The sequence below is a fragment of the Actinomyces sp. ICM39 genome (assembly GCF_000282935.1).
GTDB lineage: Bacteria > Actinomycetota > Actinomycetes > Actinomycetales > Actinomycetaceae > Pauljensenia > Pauljensenia odontolytica_B.
This window is the reverse complement of record NZ_ALCB01000069.1, coordinates 13,085-36,499: the sequence shown is the minus strand read 5'-3', so window position 1 is coordinate 36,499 and position 23,415 is coordinate 13,085. Positions and strand designations below refer to the sequence as shown.

Genomic DNA, 23,415 nt, shown 5'->3' with positions numbered 1-23,415 from the left:
CCCATGGGTTCCGGGGGCCACCCGTATGTCCGCGTGAGCGGCGCTCGTCAGTTGGTGCGAGCCTCGAGCGGGAACTCGGCGTCCGGCTCGTGCGTGATGCGGTTGCGCATGTCGCGGCGGAAGACTTCGATGACCCACAGCCAGATGATGTGGCCGAAGAACTCGGAGAAGTGCTCCGCGAAGGGCTGGTTCCAGGGCGCCGGAACGGTGCCCATCAGTGGCATGAGGACGACGTGGAAGGCCACGTAGATGAAGATACCGAAGGCGGCACCCTGCCAGAGCTTGATCTGCGGGAAGCGCTCGGCGAGCACGCAGTAGAGAATCGCGAAAGCGATCGAGAACGAGAAGTGGACGATGAAGGAGACCCAGGGGAGTCCTTCGTTACCGTTGAAGGTGTAGGACAGGTGCGTGACGCTCTCCGGGACGCCCAGCTGCTGGAGCAGCTCCTGGGGCGGGTTGGTGGCGTTGCGCTCGGGCGTACGCGGAGGCAGCGGCACCTCCCAACCGAACTTCACGATGGCGGAGACGATTCCGCCGAGAACACCTGCGAGTGCTGCGACGCCGTAGCGGCGGCGCTTGGGATTGGTCTGAATCAGTGCCATGTGACAAGCATGAAACGTGCGTCGGGTGTTTTCGAGGCCTTGGGGTGCTTAGCGCTCAAGGTCACATGAGGGTGTGATTAGGGAAAATGGGCTAAAAATAGCCAACATGGTTAATTTGAGCCTTTGTTGTTGAGTAAATGCGAGGGGTGGGCGCGGGACTTTCATCCCGCGCCCACCCCTCGTGTGGCGTTAGCTGCGTCGCATGCCCCGGCGCTGCGATGCGCGAGGGTTGCACGCCTCGTCAGTCGACGATGCCGTACAGGCGGTCGCCCGCGTCACCCAGGCCGGGGACGATGTACGACTTCTCGTTGAGGTGATCGTCGACGGCGGCGACGACGACGTTCACGTCGGCGCGGTCGCCGATCGCGTCCTCAAGGGTCTTGATGCCTTCCGGGGCGGCCAGGATGCACACGCAGGTGACGTCCTTCGCGCCGCGCTCGAAGAGGTAGTTGGTGGCGGCGACCATGGTGTGGCCGGTGGCCAGCATCGGGTCCAGCACGAAGCACTGGCGGCCCGACAGGTCGTCCGGCAGACGATTCGCGTAGGTCTCGATCTCCAGGGTGTCGTCGTCGCGACGCATGCCCAGGAAGCCAACCTCGGCCGTGGGCAGCATGCGAGTCATGCCCTCGAGCATGCCCAGGCCTGCGCGCAGGACGGGGACCACGATCGGGCGAGGCTCGGAGAGTTTCAGGCCGACCGTGGGAGCGACGGGGGTCTCGATGGGGGTCTCGGTGACGGCCACCTCGCGCGTCGCCTCGTAGGCGAGCAGGGTGACCAGTTCGTCCACGAGCTGGCGGAACGTCGCCGACGGCGTTTCGCGATCCCGCAGGACGGTGAGCTTGTGGGTGATCAGGGGGTGATGAGCAACGTGGAGGCGCATGGTTATAGGCTACCTCGTTCGTATATGCGAGCGCACTCCGGTGTGTCGAAGACGAGGCTGGGGTCTCCTCTGCGGCTCCGGCGTGGATGTCAGTGGTCGACGTTTTAGCCTTGTCGTCACGCATGTCACACTCATTCGTCACATCAGCACCACGAGTCACGATGGACTCCAACTATCCCATCAGTCGTTTGGTCGGTAAGCTAGAGGGGTGACAGTGAATGAGCAGTACCGCGAAGCAATGGGCAAGGCCCTCTTCCTGGCTAACCGCGCCCGCGAGACGGGAGACGTTCCCGTCGGAGCCGTCGTTGTTGACGAGGATGGCCGCATCATCGGACGCGGGTGGAACTGCCGCGAGGCCAACCATGACCCCGCAGGCCACGCCGAAATCGTCGCCCTGCGAGAGGCGGGCCGCGCCCGAGGGACGTGGCGCCTGACCGGCTGCACGCTCATCGTCACCCTGGAACCCTGCACGATGTGTGCGGGCGCCATCCTTGCCTCCCGCATCGATCGCGTCGTCTTCGGCGCCTGGGACCCGAAGGCCGGCGCTGCCGGATCCCTGCGCGACGTCCTGCGCGACGCCCGCATGCCGCACCCGACCGAGGTCGTCGGCGGCGTCCTCGCACAAGAGGCCGCCATGCAGCTGCGCTCCTTCTTCCTCGGCTGCCGCACGCCCGACGAGATGCCCGTCGTCCAGGCCCCCGTTCATGAACCAGGCGACATTGTCGCGCCCATCGTCGTCCCCTACGAGGAGGACGAAGCGCCCGAACCGATCAACGAGGAAGCTCCGCACGAGGAACTCCCCCATGACGAGGGGGTTCCCGCCCAACTCGTTACACCCGCGGCACCCGCCGCTCCGGTCGCACCCGCTGAGCGCGCACATGCCCCTGCCCACGCCGCGCGCGTTCCCAGCCGTCACCGTGGCACCGAGGCCTCGCCCCTGCCTCGGCGAGTGGGACGTCCCTTCTCCGAGCGAGTCTCCGGTAACGCCGATAATCCTGCCGACATCCCCGTTGGCGAATCGATCGAACCTGGTGCGCCAGTCTCCGCCCCTCCGTCGCAGCCGCCCTACCCCAGCGCCGCGCCGGTCATGCCCGCCGTGTCGCCCGACATGACGCGCGGACCTATCACGAAGTCTGTCCCGCAGATCCGTCCCGTGCACGTGCGCCCCACGTCGAGTGTGCCCGAGGGACTCTACACGCCCGCGCAGCCCGGCCGACCCGTGACGCAGCCCCTGCGAGAGAGCGCTCCTCGTCCTCCGGCTCCTGAGCCCGTCGTCGAACCCGCGCTCGTCGAGCCGCAGGCCCCCGTGCAACCTGTGCGGGCCATGGATGAGCCGATCCCCGCTCCGCCGACACCGCCCGCGTTCCCGCAGCGCGCCTCGTCGCGCCAGAGCGCGCGCCCGCAGCGCCCCCTCCCGCAGGCCTTCGAACCCGAGCCCGCGCGCCGCGTCGACTACGAGCTGTCTCCGCGCCAGTTCAACGACGTTGACCCCATCACCTCCGGCATTCGCGTGCGCCGCTCCGCCCGCCGTCGCGGCAACGCCCGTCACTGACATGATCCCCGCACGCGTCATCACGGTCTCGGACCGCTGCTCCGCCGGCCTCGCCGAGGACCTCTCCGGCCCTCTCGCCTCGCGCCTCCTCGCCGATCACGGCGTCGACGCCTCGGTCGTGATCGTCCCAGACGAGGTCGACGCCATTCGCGCCGCGATCACCGCGGCCGTGGAGGACGGCGCCCGCTTCGTGTTCACGACCGGCGGGACCGGTCTCGCGCCCCGCGACGTTACCCCCGAGGCCACCGAGCCGCTCCTCGTCACCCGCATCGACGGCCTCGCCGACGCGATCCGGCGCCGCGGCGAGGAAAAGGTCGCTTCCGCTGCACTGTCGCGAGGCCTCGTCGGCGTGACCGCTCGATCCCCCGAGGGAGCCCTTGTCGTCAACGCGCCCGGCTCGCGCGGCGGCGTCACCGATACGGTGGCCGTTGTCGGTCCCCTCGTCGCCCACATCATCGACCAGCTCGCGGGCGGCGACCACCCGCGTGCTTAAAAGCCTGAGATAGCAACGAAAAGGCCGCCCGGCAGATGTGCTGCGGGCGGCCTCCTCGTACAGTGGGGGCGTCAGTCCTGCGGATCCTCCGGGCGCACCCAGTCGCCGCTGCGGCCGCCCGACTTCGCGACGATCTTCGCCTCGCGGATGCGGGCGGAGCGGTCCACGCCCTTGACCATGTCGACGATCGCGAGAGCCGCAACCGTCACCGACGTCAGCGCCTCCATCTCCACGCCCGTGCGGTCGGCCGTGCGCACGGTCGCACGGATCGCCACGTGATCGTCCTCCAAGCTCAGGTCCACCGCGCAGCCGTGCACGCCGATCGTGTGCGCGAGGGGCAGCAGCTCGGGGACGCGCTTCGCCGCCGAAATGCCGGCCACGCGCGCCACCGCCAGGACGTCGCCCTTCGGGACGGTGCCGTCACGCAGGGCCTGCATCACCTCGGGCGAGCAATCCACGCGGCACACGGCGCTCGCCTGGCGCACCGTCGGATTCTTCGCGGTCACGTCCACCATGTAGGCGGCGCCGTCCTCGTTCAAATGCGTAAACTTCACGGTTTTCCTCTCGTTAATTCTCTCTATGGTGGGGTCAGCCCACGAGCGGCACGACCGCCAGCTCCTGGCCGGCCTCGACCGCCTCGACGTCCGGGGCAACCACACCGATCGCCTCCGCGTGCGCGAGCGATGCCACCAGGTGCGACTTCGACCCCAGGGGGTGCACCGGCTCCACCCAGCGGGCCCCGGCCTCGTCCGCCTCTCCGGAGACGAAGCGAAGCGGGATGAACTGGGTCTTTCCGGACGGCGACTCCCATCCGACGTGCGCGCGGGCGAGGACGCCGCTCGGGACCGTTCCGCCGTGCTCGGGTGCGACGAGGCCGGACATGACCGCCAGGGCGCCCGCGACGTACATGTGGAACGTCGTAAAGACCGAGACCGGGTTGCCGGGCAGGCAGATGACCGGCGTCTCGCGGCCGCCCGCCCCCACCTGCGTCGAGCCGACGCCCTGCGGCCCGCCCGGCTGCTGCGCGACGTGGTGGAAGCCCGCGTCCGTGCCAAGCGTCAGGCGCACGACCTCGAAGGCACCCGCCGAAATGCCGCCGGCCGTGAGGACCAGGTCGGCCTCCGGGGCCTCATCGAGGGCCGTGCGCAGCTCGGCCGGGGTGTCCCCCGTGCGCAGGTGTGCGACGACCTGCCCACCGGCATCCTCGACGAGGCCGCGCAGCAGGATGCCGTTCGAATCGGGAATCTGTCCGCGCTCGAGGGCCTCGCCGGCGCGCTTGAGCTCCGTGCCCGTCGATACGACGATGACGCGCGGGCGGGGCAGGACCGTGAGCGTGCCGTGACCGACCGAGGCAGCGGCCGAGAGGGCCGTCCCGTCCAGGACGCGGCCCGCATTCAGGACCGGGGAGCCCGCCTCGAGAGCCTCGCCCGCGACGCGCACATTCGCGCCCAGCTTCGGGGCGACGCGGATCTCGACGGTGTCGGGTGCCTGAGCGATGCCCGCCGCGTGGTCCGTGTCCTCGACCTTCACGACAGTGTCGGCACCTTCGGGGATCGGCGCGCCCGTCATAATGCGCCAGGCCTGCCCCCGCTCGAGGCGATTCTCGCGGGTGTCGCCCGCCGGAATGTCGCCCGCGACGGGCAGAGTCCACGGGCCCTCGCCCTCCAGGTCCTCGCGGCGCACCGCAAATCCGTCCATCGCGGAGTTCGTAAACGGTGGCAGGGGGATCAGCGAGGAAACGTCGACCGCCAGTCGGCGACCCAGGCACTCCTCGACGGGAAGCGTCTCGTGGGGAAGGACGTGGCTGAGCGCCAGCGCCTCGATTAGCTCGCGATGCTGCGCGGTAGACAGGGCGGGATCGTGCATGTCACCAGTGTAGGGCCAGGTGGGGTGGGCGAGGCGTGTGGGCGTTTGCTTCGTGCGCGACGGACGAGGAGTGGGCTGGGGTGCGCGGTTGCAGCTCATTTCAACGGCCTGGATATGGGCTGCAAGGGGGAATTGCAGCATTAGGAGGCCGACACGCCGGCGACACGCCGTGACGGGACTTCTAATGCTGCCAAACCCCCACTTGCGTGGCCTGGTGGGCCTTCGTTGGCGCAGTGGAGACAGCCGCTAACGGCGTTCGCCGGGTGTCGTGGACTCATCCGAGGCGTGCGGCGAGCGCTGCGCGGACCTGCGCAATGAGCTCGTCCGGATGGTCCAGATCGTGCCAGCCGACGCGGATGATGTGCCAGCCCTCACCCTCAAGGTGGCGTTGGCGCTCGCGCTCGCGGGCGAGCGAGGAGTGGATGCTGCGGGCGTCGTCCCCGTATTTTGCGCGCCCGTCGAACTCGATGCCGACTTTTTCGGCCGTGAACGCGCAATCGATGAAATAGCGACGACCCCGCGTGTGCACCTCGACCTGTGTGAGCATGCCTGCCAGGCCCGCGGCACACAGCTCGTACAGCACGCGCGCTTCTCCGGGGGAGGCACAGCCGGCATCTGCGTGAGTGATGATCCACTGTGCTTGAGAGCGTCCTCTTGCCCGATTGCCCAGCTGTTTCAGCTCGCGCTCAAGGAAGAACTTCCACGACTCCTCGTTGTTGCGTGACGCTTTCATGTGGAAGTTGTCGAAGTGCGTGTAGGCGTGGGCGTTCATGCACATCTGCGTGAAAGCAGCACGTCGGTTGGATGATGTGCGGGCAGCAGTAATCTGTGCAGATTCGAGGTTCTCGATGAGGAGCCCGCGTGTGTCACTGATAGCAGGGAGGTGACGTACGTGCCTGGGCGTGACCTTCATGGGAGCAAAGGTGCGAGTACCGATTGTTATGGCGGGCAGGACGATGGGGCGGATAGCGGACGAAGTGGCAACCGTGATAGGTGGAAGCGCGGGATCACTTCCATAGCCGTGCGCCCATAGCGCACATTGTCCGGTAGCGATGAGAGTTTGGTGTGTGTGCGCGAGGTGGTAGAGGCGTGCGGCGAGCACGACCTGCGGTAGCTGATGTGTGTCTATATCCGTTAGGCGCGCAAGGTCGAGGTAGGTCTTGCCCGCGATGTTCACAGCCGTCGGTATCTTTGTGAGGCCGTGGTGGCTGGATCGCGGTACGCGAATGATCGCGCGTTCAACGGCGTTGAGGATGAAAGGAGCGTCGTTGCCCCTGACTTCTTGGCTCATGAGTGAATTCTAGTGCGATAGATTTCAGTCTGTTGCAGTTTTAGATGTACTAATTTGCTTGATTGTTAATGGCGCACATATGTGACTTGTCGCGATGCGGGCGTGGGTACGGCGTTCGTGCGCGGCGTGACGAGGCGCGGGCTGGGGTGTGTGGTTGCAGCTCATTTCAACGGCCTGGATATGGATGTCGGGGGGAATTGCAGCATTAGGCGCGCGACACGCCGGCGACACGCCGTGATGGGACTTCTAATGCTGCCAAACCCCCCACGACTATCAGATTGGAGGGTGGTGTGAGGCCCGTGAATGGTTGCTGGGTGTGGCTGCGGTGCCCGCGGGTGGTGTTTTGGTGTGGAGCCGGTCGCCACAAAGCCATCCGGGCAGCCCCGCACGGCGGTGGGACTGCCCGGATGACGGTGCGGCTCAGAACGAGTGAAAACGCGAGGCTGAAGCCGCCGTGCAACCGAATCAGACGGTGAGCATGACCTTCGTGGCGCGACGCTCGTCCATGGCCGCGTAGCCCTCGGCGGCCTGCTCGAGCGGCAGGACCAGATCAAAGACGGCACCGGGGTTGATCTCGCTGCGGTAGATCAGGTCGATCATGGTGGGCAGGTACTTGCGCACCGCGGCTGGACCGCCGAACATGTGAACCTGCGCGCCGAACATACGACCCATGTCGAGGGAAACACCGTGCGGCACACCCACGAAGGATAGGTGGCCGCCCGGGCGCACGCAGCCCAGAGCCTGGTCGAAGGACGCCTCGTTGCCCACGGCCTCCACGACGCAGTCGGCACCCAGTCCCCCGGTCATCTCCTTGATGCGGGCGATACCCTTCTCGCCGCGCTCTTCCACGATGTCGGTCGCGCCGAACTGGCGAGCCAAAGCCTGACGGTCCGCGTGGCGCGACATAGCGATGATGCGAGAAGCGCCCAGCTGCTTGGCGGCGATGATTGCGCCCAGGCCCACGGCCCCGTCACCCACGACGACGATGGTCTTCCCGGGGGCGGCCCCGGCCTCGTCGGCGGCGAACCAGCCGGTGCCGAGCACATCGGAGGCGGCCAGGAGCGAGGGAATCTGCTCGGACGTGGGGGTGGCGGGTGTCTTGACGAGCGTGCCGTCAGCGAGGGGCACGCGAGCGTACTCGGCCTGGGTGCCGCCTGCGCGCGTGCCGACGAAAGGATCTCCTTGGGCGGCGGCGGTCGCGCAGCGCGAGGGGTATCCGGCGCGGCAGATTTCGCATTCACCGCAGGAAATGCAGAAGGAACCGACGACGAAGTCGCCGGGCTTGACGGTCGCGACCGCGGAGCCTACCTCGGTGACCGTGCCGACGTACTCGTGGCCCATGCGCTGCTCGTGGACGTGCTGGGCGCCACGATAGGGCCACAGGTCGGAGCCGCAGATGCAGGTGGCCGCCAGCTTGATGATGGCGTCTGTGGGTTCCAGGATGGCCGGCATCGGCATGTCTTCGACGGTGACGTTGCCGGGCGCGTGCATGATGACGGCGCGCATGATTCTCCTCGTGATTGGTGAATTGGTCGTAGGGCAACGGTAGCGCTCACGTCCAGCTGCTCGTCACTGCTGGACACTGTCTCCTTTCTCTCAGAGACGAGGCCGGGGCCGCGTGTCGCCGTTGGTGCTCGGTTTTTCGAGGGGCGAACACCGGGCAAATCGCGGTAGGGTTGCGCCATGTCAGTCGAGTTCGTTTCCGCCTCTCAGGCGGCAGATGCAGCTGCGTGTGACGCGCCGCTGCGGCTCGTCGACACCTTTGGGCGGGTGGCCCGCGACCTGCGCGTGTCGCTCACCGACCGCTGCAACCTGCGCTGTTCCTACTGCATGCCCCCCGAAGGCCTGGACTGGCTGCCCACCGAGGAAACCCTGACGGACGACGAGGTTGTGCGCCTCGTGCGCGTTGGCGTCGAGCGGCTCGGGATCCGCCAGGTCCGCTTCACCGGCGGGGAACCCCTCCTGCGCCGAGGTCTCGAGGGGATCATCGAAGCATGCTCCCACCTGCGCACCGACGAGGGAAACCCCCTCGATCTGGCCCTCACGACGAACGCGCTCGGCCTGGCCAAGCGCGCCCAGGGCCTGAAGGACGCTGGCCTGAACCGCGTCAACATTTCGCTTGATTCTCTGGACCCCGAGCACTTCGCGGCGATCACCCGCCGCGACCGCCTCGGCGACGTCCTGGAGGGCATCGAGGCCGCCGCCCGCGCGGGCCTGAGCCCGATCAAGGTCAACGCCCTCGTGCTGCGCGGCATGAACGAGGCCGACCTGCCCGACCTGGTCGACTACTGCCTGGACCGGGGCATCGAGCTGCGCGTCATCGAGCAGATGCCGATCGGCCCGCCGGACACGTGGGACCGCCAAAACATCATGACGGCCGACGAGATCCTGCACATCATGAGCACCCGCCACACGCTGACCCCCGCGCCCCGCGAGGATCCGCACTCGCCGGCGGGGCGCTGGATTGTGGACGGTGACCCGACGAAGCGCCTCGGAGTTATCGCCTCCGTGTCCGACCCCTTCTGCAGCGCGTGCGACCGCACCCGCCTGACCTCGGACGGCATGGTGCGTTCGTGCCTGTTCTCCACCGAGGAGACCTCGCTGCGCGACCTGCTGCGCGGCGGCGGGGACGACGCACAGATCGCCGCCCGATGGGCCGACGCGATGTGGGCCAAGCCGGCCGCGCACGGGCTCAATATCGACACCTTTGCTCGCGCGTCGCGCACCATGAGCCGTATTGGCGGGTAACCTCCCACTAATTTCGTGATGCCGATGTTTTCTAACAGCGGTTAATTGCTTGTGTGTCCTCGGGAGGGACGTTCGTGGCGAAAGAACTTTTCCTAGTGTTCACAAGGGTGATGCACGTCCCAATGCGTTCTTGTGGGTTATGTCATTTCAATTGGTAGCCTCCGTGTTAAAGAATGTCCGGCGCACGCCCGCGCCCGGACTCCCTTCAGACCCGAGGAGAGCCATGAGCGCGACCGAACCTGCGGCCAAGAAGAGCCGCTACCTGCTCACTGACTGGAACCCCAACGACGAATCCAAGTGGGACTCGAAGCTCGCGTGGCGCACGCTGTGGATCACGACCTACTCGCTGATCCTGGCCTTCTGCGTGTGGTTCCTGCCCAGCGCGATCGCGCCCAAGCTGACGCTTCTCGGCTTCAACCTGGATAAGTCTCAGCTCTACTGGCTGACCGCCCTTCCGGGTCTGGCCGCCGGCATCCTGCGCCTCATCTACATGTTCCTGCCCCCGCTCATCGGCACACGCAAGCTCGTGGGCATCACCTCCCTGCTGTGCATCATTCCGATGCTCGGCTGGTTCTTCGCGGTCCAGGACAACACGACCCCCTACTGGGTCCTGCTGACCCTGGCATTCATGTGTGGAATCGGCGGCGGCGCGTTCTCCGGCTACATGCCCTCCACCGGCTACTTCTTCCCCAAGCGCCTCGCCGGTACGGCCCTCGGCCTGCAGGGCGGCATCGGTAACCTCGGCATGTCCGTCATTCTGCTTGTTGGTCCTGTGTTGATGGGCTTTGGTCTTTTCGGTCTGACCTGGCTGGCGCCCCAGCAGCAGGTCGCCGGCGACCACGTCGGTGAGAGCATCTGGGTCTACAACGCAGCGATCTTCTTCGTTCCGTGGTGCATCCTCGCGGCGATCCTCGCCTTCATCTGGCTGCGTGACGTGCCCGTCAAGGCCAACCTCAAGCAGCAGCTGGACATCTTCTCCAACCCCAACACCTGGTACATGACCATCCTCTACGTCATGACCTTCGGTCTGTTCTCCGGCTTCTCCGCCGTCTTCGCCCTCCTGATCAACAACCAGTTCGGTGACCAGTCGGCCCTCAACCTGGGCGTCAAGGGCGCGACCTACGCCTTCCTCGGCCCCCTCATCGGCTCGCTCATCCGCATGTCCTGGGGTATCTTCTGCGATCGCATGGGCGGCGCCATCTGGACCTTCATCTCCGCCGTTGGCATGGCGGTCACCATGGGCGGCATCGCCTGGGTCCTGACGAACCCCACCGGCATGACGGACTTCCACATCTTCCTGGGCCTCATGCTCGCCATGTTCCTGTTCTCCGGCTTCGGTAACGCCGGTACCTTCAAGCAGATGCCGATGATTATGCCGGCCCGCCAGGCCGGCGGCGCCATCGGCTTCACCGCGGCGATCGCGTCGCTCGGCCCCTTCCTGGTCGGCGTCGCCCTCTCCGCCATCAGCGCCCCGGTCTTCTTCGCGGGCTGCGCCATCTTCTGCGCCCTGTGCGCGGTCCTGTGCTGGATCATGTACGCGCGCAAGAACGCCCCGTTCCCCGGCTGATCCACCCGGCACTGCGTGGTGCCGACGGACCTGCCACTGCCTCGTCAATCGACTCTTAGGAGCACCCCATGACGAATCTCGAATCCGATATGACCTTCCCGACCTACGGCGGTGAGGTCAAGCCCGCGACCGGCGCGACCCTGTTTGCGCTCGGCTCGTGGCTGCGTCGCGGCAAGGCATCCGCCGACGCGCGCCAGCTCTTCCTTGAGGGCGGCCGCGACGGCGACTCCTTCTACCGCGACCGCTGGAGCTACGACAAGATCGTGCGCTCCACCCATGGCGTGAACTGCACGGGCTCGTGCTCGTGGAAGATCTTCGTCAAGGACGGCGTCATCACCTGGGAAACCCAGCAGACTGACTACCCGTCGACCGGCGCGGACATGCCCGAGTACGAGCCCCGCGGTTGCCCGCGTGGTGCGGCGTTCTCGTGGTACGAGTACTCGCCGACCCGTATCAAGTACCCCTACGTGCGCGGCGTCCTGCTGGACATGTTCCGCGAGGCCAAGAAGCGCCTCGGGGATCCCGTCCACGCGTGGGCCGCGGTCGTCGAGGACCCGGAAAAGGCGCGCGCCTACAAGTCGCAGCGTGGCCGCGGCGGCATGGTCCGCGTGTCGTGGGAAGAGGCGATGGAGATCGTCGCCGCCGCCTACGTGCACACGATCAAGCAGTACGGCCCCGACCGCATCGCCGGCTTCTCGGTCATCCCCGCCATGTCGATGATCTCCTACGGTGCGGGTGCCCGCTTCCACGAGCTCATCGGCGCCACGATGCTGTCCTTCTACGACTGGTACGCGGACCTGCCCCCGGCCTCGCCGCAGGTGTTCGGCGACCAGACCGACGTGCCCGAGGCCGGCGACTGGTTCAACTCGCAGTACCTCATCATGTGGGGCACGAACCTGCCGCTGACCCGTACCCCCGACGCTCACTTCATGGCCGAGGCCCGCTACCACGGCCAGAAGGTCATCGTCGTGTCCCCGGACTTCGCGGACAACACGAAGTTCGCGGACGACTGGTTGCGCGTCCAGCCCGGCACGGACGGCGCCCTGGCGCAGGCGATGGGCCACGTCATCCTCAAGGAATTCCACGTCGGCAAGCGCGAGCCCATGTTCCTCGATTACATGAAGCGCTACACCGACTCCCCGTTCCTGGTGGAGATTAACGAGGTCGGCGAGGGTGCCCACGAGGGCGTCGCCCCGACGACCCTGGTCCCCGGCAAGTTCCTGACGGCCGCCAAGATGCCCGCAGGCACGACCGAGCGCACCGAGAACAACGAGTTCCGTCCCCTCGTTATCGAGGCCGACGGCACGGTCAAGGACCCGGGCGGCACGCTCGCCGATCGCTTCGGTGAGGAGGGCGCCGGCCACTGGAACCTCAACCTGGATGGCGTCGAGCCCGTCATGTCCATCATGGACACGGACGAGTGGGAAGCCGCCCTGATCGCCCTGCCGCGCTTCGACCTGCCCGCGGCCCCCGGCCAGGCCTCGGTCGGCGGTGGCTACGTGAAGCGTGGCGTGCCCGCGCGCCGCGTCAACGGTCGCCTCGTGACGACCGTGTTCGACATCCTGCTCGCCCAGTACGCCGTCGAGCGTGAGGGCCTGCCGGGTGAGTGGCCCACCGACTACATGGACGCCTCCACGCCGGGCACCCCTGCGTGGCAGGAGGAGTTCACGTCGGTTCCCGCCGCCGCAGCCATCAAGATCGGCCGCGAGTTCGCGCAGAACGCGGTTGAGACGCAGGGCCGTTCCATGATCCTCATGGGCGCCGGCACGAACCACTACTACCACTCCGACGAGATGTACCGTACGTTCCTGGCGCTCACGGAAATGTGTGGCACCCAGGGCCGCAACGGCGGCGGCTGGGCCCACTACGTGGGTCAGGAGAAGGTCCGCCCGATCATGGGTTGGGGCTCCTTCACCTTCGCCCTGGACTGGGCACGCCCGCCGCGCCAGATGATCTCCACCGGCTGGTACTACATGACCACGGACCAGTGGCGCTACGACGGTGCTGCGGCCTCGGCCATGGGAAACCCGATCAAGTCCTCGAACCTGGACGGCAAGCAGCTGGTCGACACGCTCGTCGAGTCGGTTCAGCGCGGCTGGATGCCCTGCTACCCGACGTTCTCCAAGGGCTCGACCCAGCTGGGTCGCGAGGCCGCCGAGGCCGGCATGGCCCCCGCGGAATACGTGTCCCAGGAGCTGCGTGAGGGCCGCCTGCAGTTCGCGATCGAGGACCCGGACGCCCACCACAACGTCCCGAAGATCCTCGCGAACTGGCGTACGAACCTGCTCGGCTCGTCCGCGAAGGGCACAGAGTTCTTCCTGCGTCACATGCTGGGTACCGGCAACGAGGTCAACGCGCAGGAGCTGGAAGAGGGCAACCGCCCCGCGTCCGTCAACTGGCGTGAGGCTCACCCCGGCAAGCTCGACCTCATGTGGGTCGCGGACTTCCGTAACACCTCGACGACGCTGCACTCCGACGTCGTGCTGCCCGCCGCCACGTGGTACGAGAAGCACGACCTGTCCTCCACGGACATGCACCCCTTCATGCACTGCTTCGACGAGGCCGTGAACCCGCCGTGGGAGGCGCGCACCGACTTTGAGGTGTTCCAGACCCTGGCTCGCCTCGTCGGCCGCATGGCCCCCGGCCACCTGGACATCCAGACGGACGTCGTCGCCGTCCCGCTGGGGCACGACTCCCCGGACGCCATGACCATGGCGGATGGCGTCGTCCCCGAGCAGACGTGGACGCCCGGCAAGACCATGCCGAAGCTGGTCCCGATCGAGCGCGACTACAGGCAGGTCGGATACAAGTTCGACCGCATGGGACCGCTCCTGCCCAAGGCCGGCCTGGCCTCGAAGGGCGTGGCGTACAACGTGCAGGAGGCGTACGAGCAGCTCGGCGACCTCAACGGCCGCGCCCCCATGGACGGCAACGCCGGCGAGGGCATGCCGCTGTGCGACACCGCCATCAAGGCGGCGAACATGGCGCTGCGCTTCTCGGGCACCACGAACGGCTCGCTGGCCGTTCAGGGCTTCCGCACGCTGGAAAAGCGCGTCGGCAACGAGATGGCGTTCCTGGCCGAAGGTGACGAAGAAAAGAAGATCACCTACCAGGACACCGTCCTGCAGCCGCGCAGCGTCATCACCAGCCCCGAGTGGTCGGGCTCCGAGCACGGCGGTCGCCGCTACAGCGCCTTCGTGCAGAACGTCGAGTGCCGCAAGCCGTGGCACACGCTGACGGGCCGCCCGCAGTTCTACGTCGACCACGACTGGATGATGGACATGGGCGAGTCCCTGCCGATCTTCCGTCCCCCGCTCGACCTGGCGCACATCTACGGTGAGCGCCCCGTCGGCGACCACCGTCCCGGTCAGCCGGGTCAGGCCGAGGTCGCGGTGCGCTACCTGACGATCCACAACAAGTGGGCCATCCACTCCCAGTACTACGACAACCCGTACATGCTGACGCTGGGTCGTGGTGGCCAGACGGTGTGGATGAGCCCGCAGGACGCCGAGAAGATCGGCGTGCGCGACAACGAGTGGATCGAGGCGAAGAACCGTAACGGCACCGTGTCGGCTCGCGCCGTTGTCTCCCACCGCATCCCGGAGGGCACGGTGTTCATGCACCACGCCCAGGATCGCCAGATCAACACCCCGCTGAACGAGGAGTCCGGCAAGCGCGGCGGTACGCACAACTCGCTGACCCGAATCTTCATTAAGCCGAGCCACCTGGCCGGCGGATACGCGCAGTTCGCCTACGCGTTCAACTACTACGGTCCCACCGGCAATAACCGCGACGAGGTCACGGTTATCCGCCGCCGCTCCCAGGAGGTGCAGTTCTGATGAAGGTCATGGCTCAGATCGCGATGGTGATGAACCTCGACAAGTGCATTGGCTGCCACACCTGTTCGGTCACCTGTAAGCAGGTGTGGACGAACCGCGAGGGCACCGAGTACATCTGGTTCAACAACGTCGAAACCCGTCCCGGCGTGGGCTACCCCCGCGGCTGGGAGGACCAGAAGAAGTGGAAGGGTGGCTGGAAGCGCACCGCCACGGGCCGCCTCGTTCCCCGTCAGGGCGGACGCGTCGCCTCGCTCGCGAAGATCTTCGCGAACCCGACGCAGCCGACCATGAAGGACTACTACGAGCCGTGGACGTACGAGTACGACAAGCTGCTCCAGGCGCCCGCGAACTCCCGCGCGATCCCGACGGCCCGCGCGAAGTCCAAGATCACGGGCGAGCACATCGACAAGCCCGAGTGGGGCCCGAACTGGGACGATGACCTCGGTGGCTCCATGGAGACCCTGGATCAGGACCCCGTCCTGCACCAGATGAACCTCCAGGTCGCCAAGACCATCGAAGACGCGTACATGTTCTACCTGCCTCGCATCTGCGAGCACTGCCTGAACCCGACCTGTGTGTCGGCGTGCCCCTCGGGCGCGATGTACAAGCGCTCCGAGGATGGCATCGTCCTGGTCGACCAGGATCAGTGCCGCGGCTGGCGCATGTGCGTGTCCGCCTGCCCCTACAAGAAGGTCTACTTCAACCACAACACGGGCAAGGCCGAGAAGTGCACGCTGTGCTACCCGCGCCTCGAGGTCGGCCAGCCGACCATCTGCTCGGAGACCTGCGTGGGTCGCCTGCGCTACATGGGCGTGCTGCTCTACGACGCGGACCGCGTCACCTGGGCCGCCTCCCAGGAGGACGAGCGCGACCTGTACCGCGCCCAGCGCGAGATCCTGCTCGACCCGAACGACCCGCAGGTGGTCGCCCAGGCTCAGGCCAACGGCGTTCCCCACTCGTGGATCACGGCCGCCCAGCAGTCCCCGATCTGGAAGCTCATCACCGAGTACGAGGTCGCCCTGCCGCTGCACCCCGAGTTCCGTACCCTGCCGATGGTCTGGTACGTGCCGCCGCTGTCCCCGGTCGTCGACCAGGTGACCGCGTCCGGCAGCGACGGCGAGGACCACAAGGTCCTGCTGTCCGCCATCTCGCAGATGCGTATCCCGCTGGAGTACCTGGCCGGCCTGTTCACGGCCGGAGACACGGCTCCCGTGGAGCTGGCGCTGCGTCGCCTCGCCGCGATGCGCTCCTACATGCGCGACGTCTTCGTCGACAACCCGACGAACGAGGAGATCCCGGCCTCCGTGGGCATGACCCCGGAGAAGGTCAAGGAAATGTACCGACTGCTGTCGATCGCCAAGTACGACGACCGCTTCGTCATCCCGACCGCCCACCCCGAGATGCCGCGCGGCATCAAGGAGCTCGAGGGCTGCCCGGTGTCCTACGACGTCGAGGCCTTCCACGGCCTGGCCCCCGCCACGTCGAACCGCCCGATGGGTGGCTCGTCGCCGGAGGGACGCCAGATGCTCCCTCTTGAGGTCGTTCGATGAGTACTTTCGTCGGCATTCCGCGTATTCCTACGGCCGCTCCGGAAACGGAGATGGATCCGCAGGACGCGCGCGGCGTGCGCATGGCGGTCTCGGTCCTCCTGGACTACCCGGGGGATGACTTCGAGACCAAGCTGGACGCGGTCGAGGAGGCTCTGGCGGACCTGCCGGAGCCGGCCTCGGCGTCCCTGGCCTCGTTCGTGAGCTACGCTCGCGCCGCTGGCCTGCGCGCCATGCAGACCACCTACGTGGAGACGTTCGACCAGCGCCGACGCTGCGCGCTCGGCCTGACGTACTACACGCACGGCGACACCCGCGGACGCGGCCAGGCCATCCTGGCCTTCAAGGAGATCCTGCGTCGCGCCGGTTTCGAGATGGAACGCGAGGAGCTTCCCGATCACCTGCCGGTGGTCCTGGAGTTCGCGGCCTTCGACGAGACCGGCACGGCCGAGGGCCTGCTGCGCTCCAACCGCGAGGGTATCGAGGTGATCCGCACGGCGCTGCGCGCCACGGACTCCCCGTACGCGCCGCTGCTGGACGCTCTGGTCGCGACGCTGCCCGAGCCGGACGAAAAGACCATTGAGGGCTTCCGTAAGCTCATTAGCCAGGGGCCGCCCACCGAGCTGGTGGGCGTGGGCGATCTGTCTGCGACGCCCTTCCCGACTTCCGATTCAACGATGGGACGGTAACGTTCATGGAATCCGCACTTTTGCATGCCGCGTCTGCATCCCAGACGCAGTCGCTGTCCTTCCTGGACATTGCCCTGTGGGTGGTCCTGCCGTACGTGTCCTTCGCGATCCTCATCGTGGGTCTCGCGTGGCGCTACAAGACCGACCAGTACGGGTGGACGTCTCGTTCCTCGCAGTGGAATGAGCCGACCATCCTGCGCTGGGCCTCGCCGCTGTTCCACTTCGGCGTCCTCTTCGTGTTCTTGGGCCATATCCTCGGCCTCGTGATCCCGAAGACCTGGACCGAGGCGGCTGGCGTGCCTCAGCACGTCTACCACCTGATGGCGACGATCCCCGGTACGATCGCTGGAATCATGACGATCGTTGGCCTCGCGCTGCTGATCTACCGTCGAGCGGTGGTCAAGTCGGTTCGCGTGGCGACGACCCGCATGGACATCGTCACCTACGTGATGCTGGCGATCCCGGTGCTCCTGGGCGGCGCTGCGACCCTGCTCAACCAGGTGCTCGGTGGCCACGAGGGCTACGACTACCGCGAGACGATCTCCGTCTGGTTCCGCTCGATCTTCTACCTGCACCCGCAGGCGCACCTGATGGTCGACGTGCCCGTCAGCTTCAAGCTGCACATCGTCGCTGGCCTGCTGCTGTTCTGCATCTGGCCGTTCACCCGCCTCGTGCACGCGGTGAGCGCGCCGGTCGGCTATGTGGCGCGTCCCCCGGTGATCTACCGGTCGCGCGACGAACGCCGCACGCACGAGATCACGCGCGGCGGTATGTCGGACTGATCGATGGCCGTGCCCGCCGCGGTCCCTTGCTCTTTGGTGAGGCTGTGGCGTGGTGATCGGCAGACGCGGGGGCGAGCGCAGGCTCGCCTCCGCGTCTTTATCGGGGGTTCCCGCGTACTCACCTGTATGAATAGAGCGATAGACCCCGCGTAATACGACCGACTGTTGGTATTGGCCGTGCGGGTGGCTGTCTGTGATGGGTAGAATAAAGCGCGCTTTGTTAGTAACGTAACAGCTTTAATGCCGTATGGAGATGCCTATGAAGGGTATTTCCGCTGATTATGAGGGAGAGAGGATACGTCATGAGTGATACCTCCCGTGCTCGGCCTCTGGCTGAAACGCTCGCCGCAATGGCAGCGTTGACCCCTGCACAGCACACGCTCTTGGAACGCATCTCGCACCATGCGACGCCCGTGACCGTGGCGGAGTTGGCTCAGGAAGCTGGCTTGCACGTCTCGAGCGTGCGCGAGACCCTTGAGGGCCTGTTCGCCCTTGGCCTCGTGGAAAAGCAGCAGCTCCCCTCGTCCGGCCGTGGCCGCCCCGCGCTGGGCTATTCGACGATGACCCCGGCGGACCCCTCGTTTGCGGCGCAGATGCTGCACCAGCTCACGTCGTCGCTGCTGGCCTGGCTGCGCGTTGACGCGGTCGACCCGGCGGCTTCCGTGCGTGAGATCGGCTCGCGCTGGGCGGACGCCGCCCTCGAGACGATGGCGGTGCCTGATCACAGCCACAATGCGAACCGTCGTCCCGTGCGCGACACCTTCAACATCGCGTCGCACCTGGGCAAGGTGCGCCTGTTCATGAACGCCATGGGTTTTGCGTCCATCCCGCACGACACTGATCCGATGGCGGTCGTCCTGACGGCCTGCCCGTTCACCGAGCCGGGCACCCCCGACGACCTGGCCCTCGAGCTGCGCCGCGGCATCGTCGAGCGTGTGTTCGAGCGGACGGCGACCGGTTTTGCCACCTGGTCACTGGAGAGTGATCCCGAGGATCCTCTGCGCCTGACCGTCTATATTCGACGGCTTGACGAGGCAAACCCGAAGCCGCTGTCGACGACCCTTCACTTCTTCGGTGGAGCGGCTGAGGCGGCCGGTGGGTACGTGCGAGAACTGCCCTCCGATGAGACCCCCGCGACCCTGCGTGAACTCATCGATCAGCTCAGCTCAGAGAGCCCTGAGCTGGCGCGAATCCTCGGTGTGTCGAGCTACCTGGTCAACGAGCGCTCTGCTCGTCTGGACGCTGAGCTCGCGCCCGGCGCGCGCGTCGACGTGCTGCCTCCGTTCGCCGGCGGGTGAGATTTTTTAGTCATTTGTGTGGGGCGGTCAGGGTTGTAAAATAATCCTGGCCGCTCCCTCGTAAGATGAGGGGGAAGGCATTCCCGTCCCTGGAGGGTCCCATGTCAGCTGAGATTGCAACCGGCATCACCGATGAGCCGCTGGATACTGGCGCGCTGATTGATAGCGCACGTCGGGATACGTGTGGTGCTGTGGCGTCCTTTATTGGGGTGGTGCGTAACCACGACGGCGGAGAGAGCGTGGACGCGATCGAGTATTCCTCGCACCCCTCGTCGCAGCAGATTCTGCGGGACATCGTCATGGAATTCAAGGATCGTCCGGGCGTGCATTGCATCGTCGCGTGGCACCGCGTGGGGCATCTGGAGATCGGTGAGGATGCGATGGTCGTCGCCGTCGCTGCGGAGCATCGCGCTCAGGCGTTCCGCGCGGTCGAGGCCATCGTCGAGGACGTGAAGGCGAAGCTCCCGATTTGGAAGAAGCAGGAATTGACTGACGGCTCGCACAACTGGTCGGGTCTGTGAGATGACGATCGGCGATCCTTTTTCCCGTGATGCAGCCGTTTCGGGGCGCGCCGTCGCGCTTCCGCTGATCAATCAGCCCGTCCCGTACGAGGCCGGGGACCCCGCGCTGGAGCGTTTCCGTCGCAATTGGCTAGTGTCCGGTATTGGCGAGGCCGGTCAGGCGCGCCTGGCGGCCGCGCGCGTGCTCGTGGTGGGCGCGGGCGGCCTCGGCTCCCCCGTCCTCCTGTACCTGACGGCGGCGGGCATCGGCACGATCGGCATCTGCGACTCCGACGTGGTCGAGGTGTCGAACCTTCAGCGTCAGCTCCTGCACGGCGAGGGTGACGTGGGGGATCCGAAGCCGGATTCTGCGGTGCGTCACCTGAGTGGGCTGAACTCCTCGGTGCGCTTTGAGCGCTACGGGCACGTGACCCGCGAGTGGCTGGATGAGCATGGCCGCGAGTGGGACCTGATCGTCGAGTGCACGGATAGCTTCGACTCGAAGTACCTGGTGGCGGACTACTGTGCGGATTCCGGCGTCCCGCTGGTGTGGGGCACGGTCGTGTCGATGGCCTTCCAGGTGAGCGTGTTCTGGTCTGCGGCACCTGCCCCCGTGCCGTCGCTGACGCTGCGGAGCCTGCACCCGGTCAAGCCTGCCCCCGGGACGACCCCGGCCTCGCCGAAGGTTGGCGTGCTTGGTCCCGTGGTCGGCCAGGCGGGCACCGCGATGGCGACGGAGGCTATCAAGCTGCTGGTGGGCTTCGGTGAGCCGCTGATCGGGCGCGTCCTCATGACGGATGCGGCGACGCAGCGCGCCGACGTGCTGACCTTCGCCCCGTGGGACTGAGTCCCGTGGCCGCCCCGCGCGCTGATGTCGCCGCGCTCGTCGTCGGCGGCGGTGGGGGAGAGCGCCTGGGTGGCGTCTCCAAGCCGGATCTGACGCTGGGTGGCGTGCGCTTGCTTGACCGCGTGTGCGCGGCCTTGATAGAGGCGTGCGGCGCAGGGTGTGTGGCTGTTGTGCCGCCCAGTGTGCGCGTCCCCGACGGTGTCCTGCGTACCCTTGAGGATCCGCCGAGCGGCGGCCCGCTGGCCGGTATCGACGCGGGCTTGCGCGCGCTCGGCGTCGGCGACGACGTCCTCGTCGTGGTTGTTTCGGTTGATGCTCCCGGCGTGGGTGCTTTGCTGCCCGCCCTCTTGGAGCCTGCGTTGGGTGAGGGGGTCGAGGGGCGCATCGTGCGCGGCGGTGATCCGGAGCCTTTCGATCAGTACCTGATGGGCGTCTATCGTGCGGGTGCGCTGCGGCGCGTCCTCGACGAGGCCGTGGCCGCCCTCGGGTCGGTCCGCGGAGTGGGGGTGCGCCGGGTGCTACGCGCCCTCGAGGTCGAGCGGGTGAGTGTGGGCGCCGATGTCTGCCGGGATATCGATACCCCAGAGGATGTCGCCTGGTGGGAGAGCTTTCTGGGCAACTGATTTGTTGGTAACGCACCTTTGGGTGTAGGTTTAGCTAGTAAGTATCTGGTGGCCTATCCCACTAAGGCGTGCTCATGAACCTTCGTCACGGACAACTGTGGCAACGACTCGGACTGGCAGTGCTGTCAGGAATCCTCGTCGCCTCCCTCGCTCCCGCCACTGCCGCTGCTCCTGCAGACGGCCAGGATATGCATGGTGACATGGAGTCTGCCGACCTCGATACGTCGAGCTCCGACTCCGATGTCTCCTCCCCCGCCACTGTGCAGGACCGCGCGGCCGCGGAGGAAACCGAAAGCGCCGATGAGGCCACGGCCTCGGCCGAGGAAGAAAGCGTGGACGGCGTCGACGCGCAAGTCTACACCTTCCCCGGCGTGGACGGCCCCACGCGCATTCACGTGCTATCAACCCACTCGTCGGACGCGATCCTGCTCGAGTCGAAGGGCGTCTTCGGCATGATCGACGGCGGAGAGGGCTACGGAGCGCCGGATGGTAGTGACCCTCGCTACCCGCTACGTTATGCTGTCATTCCCGCGTCGTCTGGGGAGACGGACTTCGTCCTTGGCTATATGTCCAACCACGGCGTCACCTCCTCGAACCTCGCCTTCTACCTCGGCACGCATGCCCACTCCGATCATATCGACAACGCGGACGAGATCATCAGGAAGTTCCGTCCGAAGGTCATTCTCAGCCCCGAGTATTCCGACGCGTGGATCACAGATGAATCGCGCCTGTGGGATAACCAGTGGGTCTATGACAACATGATGGCGGCTGCGCGCTGGGCGCAGGGTGCGTATGGGGCATCAATCGTGCAGAACGTCCATGACTACAACACTCACATCACGCTGGGTGATATGGATGTCCAGATTCTCCCCACGGATCCCGCTGAAAACTACAAGAAGACAGGGGTGCGCGACGCAAACCTCATCGCGTATACGGCCAAGGTGAGCGCGTTCGGGCGTTCCGCCTATTTGGCCGCCGATCTCGAAGCAGGCGGCGGTTATGAAGATCGCCTCGCCCCGATTATTGGCCACGTCGACATGCTCAAGGCTGGCCATCATGGTCTGCCGACTTCTAACTCTGTTGCTTTCATGAAGGCGCTGAGTCCTTCCATGATCGCTCAGACCGGGCCGGAGTGGTACACGCCCGACAATCTGACGCAGAGTGTCATTGGCGGAAACTCATCGTGAGTGCCGATGATGGACCTCTGGTCGAGCGCGCATATTCCTGCGCTCATTGCTACCTTCGGTCCCTCCGGTATTTCATATAACGATCTATCCTCTGCCTCGTGGGGACATGAGTATGGTGCGCTGAGTCCGCGCGCCTGGTGGTTCGTGGGCGGGCGTCCCTCGGCCACGAACGGCTGGTGGAAGGGTGCTAGCGGCAACTGGTACTACTTCGCTGGGCGGGCTTCGTCTGTAGTTAGTCAGTGGGTGTATGACGGGGGCCAGTGGTACTGGATGGATGCAACGGGTGCGATGGCAACCGGGTGGATCCATGATGGCAAGTCCTGGTACTACCTGGATTCTGCAGGGCATCCCAGCTCTAGTGGTTGGAAGTGGATTGATGGTGCCTGGTACTACTTAGACGCGGGTCGGGCGCGTACCGGATGGATGTTTGACCGTGGCCAGTGGTACTGGCTCGATAGCATCAATGCAAAGATGGCCACAGGGTGGACCCAGGTGGATGGCCAGTGGTACTACATGGGCAGCAGCGGGGCCATGGCCACCGGATGGATGAGTAGCGGTGGCACCTGGTACTACCTGAGCGGTAGCGGTGCGATGGTCACCGGCTGGGGTCGGGTGTCGGGTTCCTGGTACTACTTCAGCGCGACTGGTGCGATGATGACCGGCTGGTTCCAGGATGGCTCCACCTCCTGGTACTACGCGGGTTCCTCCGGCTCGATGATGACGGGCTGGCTGAACTCCGGCGGCGCCTGGTACTACCTGAGCTCCTCTGGAGCGCTGGCGACCGGCTGGGTCCTGGATAGCGGCGCCTGGTACTACATGGACGATACGGGAGCCATGGTCACCGGCACCCGGGAGATTGAGGGTCGTTCCTCGACCTTCTCCCTGTCGGGACGCTGGATCGGGTACGCCTCCTAACCGAGGAACCGGCGATTATCCTCACGAAGCGCCGCCCGCCGCGTATTGACGCAGGTGGGCGGCGCTTGCTGCCTGTACTGTGAAGACAGCATCCCCACGTGAAAGGCTCGCCATGACGCTTCCTCGTGCCCGCCTCGCAGCGGCCCTGACGATGACCGTCGCGGCCTCCGCGGCCTCGTTCGTTTCCGT

Annotated in this window: 18 protein-coding genes and 1 pseudogene; 13 read left to right on the top strand and 6 right to left on the bottom strand. The window is 66.3% G+C overall.

Annotated elements, in window-relative coordinates; all coding sequences use genetic code 11:
* Nucleotides 1-47 precede the first annotated feature (47 nt).
* Both HMPREF1137_RS04430 and upp read right to left on the bottom strand, forming a co-directional pair.
* Complete coding sequence (locus HMPREF1137_RS04430; RefSeq protein ID WP_007589357.1) at nucleotides 48-602, bottom strand: YagU family protein; 555 nt, start codon at nucleotides 600-602, stop codon at nucleotides 48-50.
* A gap of 241 nt (nucleotides 603-843) precedes the next feature.
* Nucleotides 844-1,482, bottom strand: a complete 639-nt coding sequence (upp, locus tag HMPREF1137_RS04425; RefSeq protein WP_007589358.1) for a uracil phosphoribosyltransferase — start codon at nucleotides 1,480-1,482, stop codon at nucleotides 844-846.
* Nucleotides 1,483-1,696: 214 nt separating this feature from the next.
* Between upp and tadA the strand changes: the two genes are divergently transcribed.
* Nucleotides 1,697-3,034 (top strand): tRNA adenosine(34) deaminase TadA, encoded by a 1,338-nt coding sequence (tadA, locus tag HMPREF1137_RS04420; protein WP_007589323.1) that lies wholly within the window; start codon nucleotides 1,697-1,699, stop codon nucleotides 3,032-3,034.
* Between the two features lies 1 nt (nucleotide 3,035).
* Entirely contained in the window at nucleotides 3,036-3,527 is a 492-nt protein-coding gene (locus HMPREF1137_RS04415) for a MogA/MoaB family molybdenum cofactor biosynthesis protein (protein ID WP_007589336.1), read from the top strand.
* A 71-nt stretch (nucleotides 3,528-3,598) separates the two neighbouring features.
* Here the strand turns inward: HMPREF1137_RS04415 and moaC are convergent, their stop codons facing one another.
* The 4 genes from moaC to HMPREF1137_RS04395 all read right to left on the bottom strand — a co-directional run bounded on the left by moaC (nucleotide 3,599) and on the right by HMPREF1137_RS04395 (nucleotide 8,190).
* The gene (gene moaC, locus HMPREF1137_RS04410) at nucleotides 3,599-4,081 is read right to left on the bottom strand and encodes a cyclic pyranopterin monophosphate synthase MoaC (RefSeq protein ID WP_003791807.1); all 483 of its coding nucleotides are present in this window, start codon (nucleotides 4,079-4,081) and stop codon (nucleotides 3,599-3,601) included.
* 34 nt (nucleotides 4,082-4,115) lie between these two features.
* The gene (locus tag HMPREF1137_RS04405; RefSeq protein ID WP_007589348.1) at nucleotides 4,116-5,393 is read right to left on the bottom strand and encodes a molybdopterin molybdotransferase MoeA; all 1,278 of its coding nucleotides are present in this window, start codon (nucleotides 5,391-5,393) and stop codon (nucleotides 4,116-4,118) included.
* Nucleotides 5,394-5,667: 274 nt separating this feature from the next.
* Nucleotides 5,668-6,684, bottom strand: coding sequence for an endonuclease domain-containing protein (locus tag HMPREF1137_RS04400; protein WP_007589343.1), 1,017 nt, complete (start codon nucleotides 6,682-6,684; stop codon nucleotides 5,668-5,670).
* A 465-nt stretch (nucleotides 6,685-7,149) separates the two neighbouring features.
* Complete coding sequence (locus tag HMPREF1137_RS04395) at nucleotides 7,150-8,190, bottom strand: zinc-dependent alcohol dehydrogenase family protein (protein WP_007589360.1); 1,041 nt, start codon at nucleotides 8,188-8,190, stop codon at nucleotides 7,150-7,152.
* Between the two features lie 177 nt (nucleotides 8,191-8,367).
* Here HMPREF1137_RS04395 and moaA point away from each other — a divergent pair, with 177 nt between their 5' ends.
* The 11 genes and pseudogenes from moaA (at nucleotide 8,368) to HMPREF1137_RS10685 (ending at nucleotide 23,226) form a co-directional block, all read left to right on the top strand.
* Nucleotides 8,368-9,432, top strand: coding sequence for a GTP 3',8-cyclase MoaA (gene moaA, locus HMPREF1137_RS04390; RefSeq protein WP_007589334.1), 1,065 nt, complete (start codon nucleotides 8,368-8,370; stop codon nucleotides 9,430-9,432).
* Nucleotides 9,433-9,655: 223 nt separating this feature from the next.
* On the top strand, nucleotides 9,656-10,999 hold the full coding sequence (locus HMPREF1137_RS04385) for an MFS transporter (RefSeq protein ID WP_007589326.1): 1,344 nt from the start codon (nucleotides 9,656-9,658) through the stop codon (nucleotides 10,997-10,999).
* A 68-nt stretch (nucleotides 11,000-11,067) separates the two neighbouring features.
* A complete protein-coding gene (locus tag HMPREF1137_RS04380) occupies nucleotides 11,068-14,838 on the top strand; it encodes a nitrate reductase subunit alpha (protein WP_007589366.1) in 3,771 nt (1,256 codons plus the stop codon).
* Nucleotides 14,838-16,388 carry a nitrate reductase subunit beta gene (gene narH / locus HMPREF1137_RS04375; RefSeq protein WP_007589372.1) on the top strand — a complete coding sequence of 517 codons (1,551 nt, stop codon included), beginning with the start codon at nucleotides 14,838-14,840 and terminating at the stop codon, nucleotides 16,386-16,388. The genes HMPREF1137_RS04380 and narH overlap by 1 nt, the downstream gene beginning before the upstream one ends.
* Nucleotides 16,385-17,074 (top strand): nitrate reductase molybdenum cofactor assembly chaperone, encoded by a 690-nt coding sequence (gene narJ / locus HMPREF1137_RS04370; protein ID WP_007589328.1) that lies wholly within the window; start codon nucleotides 16,385-16,387, stop codon nucleotides 17,072-17,074. The genes narH and narJ overlap by 4 nt, the downstream gene beginning before the upstream one ends.
* A 5-nt stretch (nucleotides 17,075-17,079) precedes the next feature.
* The gene (narI, locus tag HMPREF1137_RS04365) at nucleotides 17,080-17,856 is read left to right on the top strand and encodes a respiratory nitrate reductase subunit gamma (RefSeq protein WP_007589331.1); all 777 of its coding nucleotides are present in this window, start codon (nucleotides 17,080-17,082) and stop codon (nucleotides 17,854-17,856) included.
* Between the two features lie 302 nt (nucleotides 17,857-18,158).
* Nucleotides 18,159-19,154, top strand: a complete 996-nt coding sequence (locus tag HMPREF1137_RS04360) for a MoaD/ThiS family protein (protein ID WP_007589359.1) — start codon at nucleotides 18,159-18,161, stop codon at nucleotides 19,152-19,154.
* 101 nt (nucleotides 19,155-19,255) lie between these two features.
* On the top strand, nucleotides 19,256-19,675 hold the full coding sequence (locus HMPREF1137_RS04355; protein WP_007589356.1) for a molybdenum cofactor biosynthesis protein MoaE: 420 nt from the start codon (nucleotides 19,256-19,258) through the stop codon (nucleotides 19,673-19,675).
* A gap of 1 nt (nucleotide 19,676) precedes the next feature.
* Nucleotides 19,677-20,501 (top strand): HesA/MoeB/ThiF family protein, encoded by an 825-nt coding sequence (locus HMPREF1137_RS04350; protein ID WP_007589335.1) that lies wholly within the window; start codon nucleotides 19,677-19,679, stop codon nucleotides 20,499-20,501.
* Complete coding sequence (gene mobA, locus HMPREF1137_RS04345; protein WP_034496800.1) at nucleotides 20,492-21,124, top strand: molybdenum cofactor guanylyltransferase; 633 nt, start codon at nucleotides 20,492-20,494, stop codon at nucleotides 21,122-21,124. Before HMPREF1137_RS04350 ends, mobA begins: the two co-directional genes overlap by 10 nt.
* Before the next feature lie 188 nt (nucleotides 21,125-21,312).
* Nucleotides 21,313-23,226, top strand: a pseudogene (locus HMPREF1137_RS10685) (ComEC/Rec2 family competence protein).
* The last annotated feature ends 189 nt before the right edge of the window (nucleotides 23,227-23,415 follow it).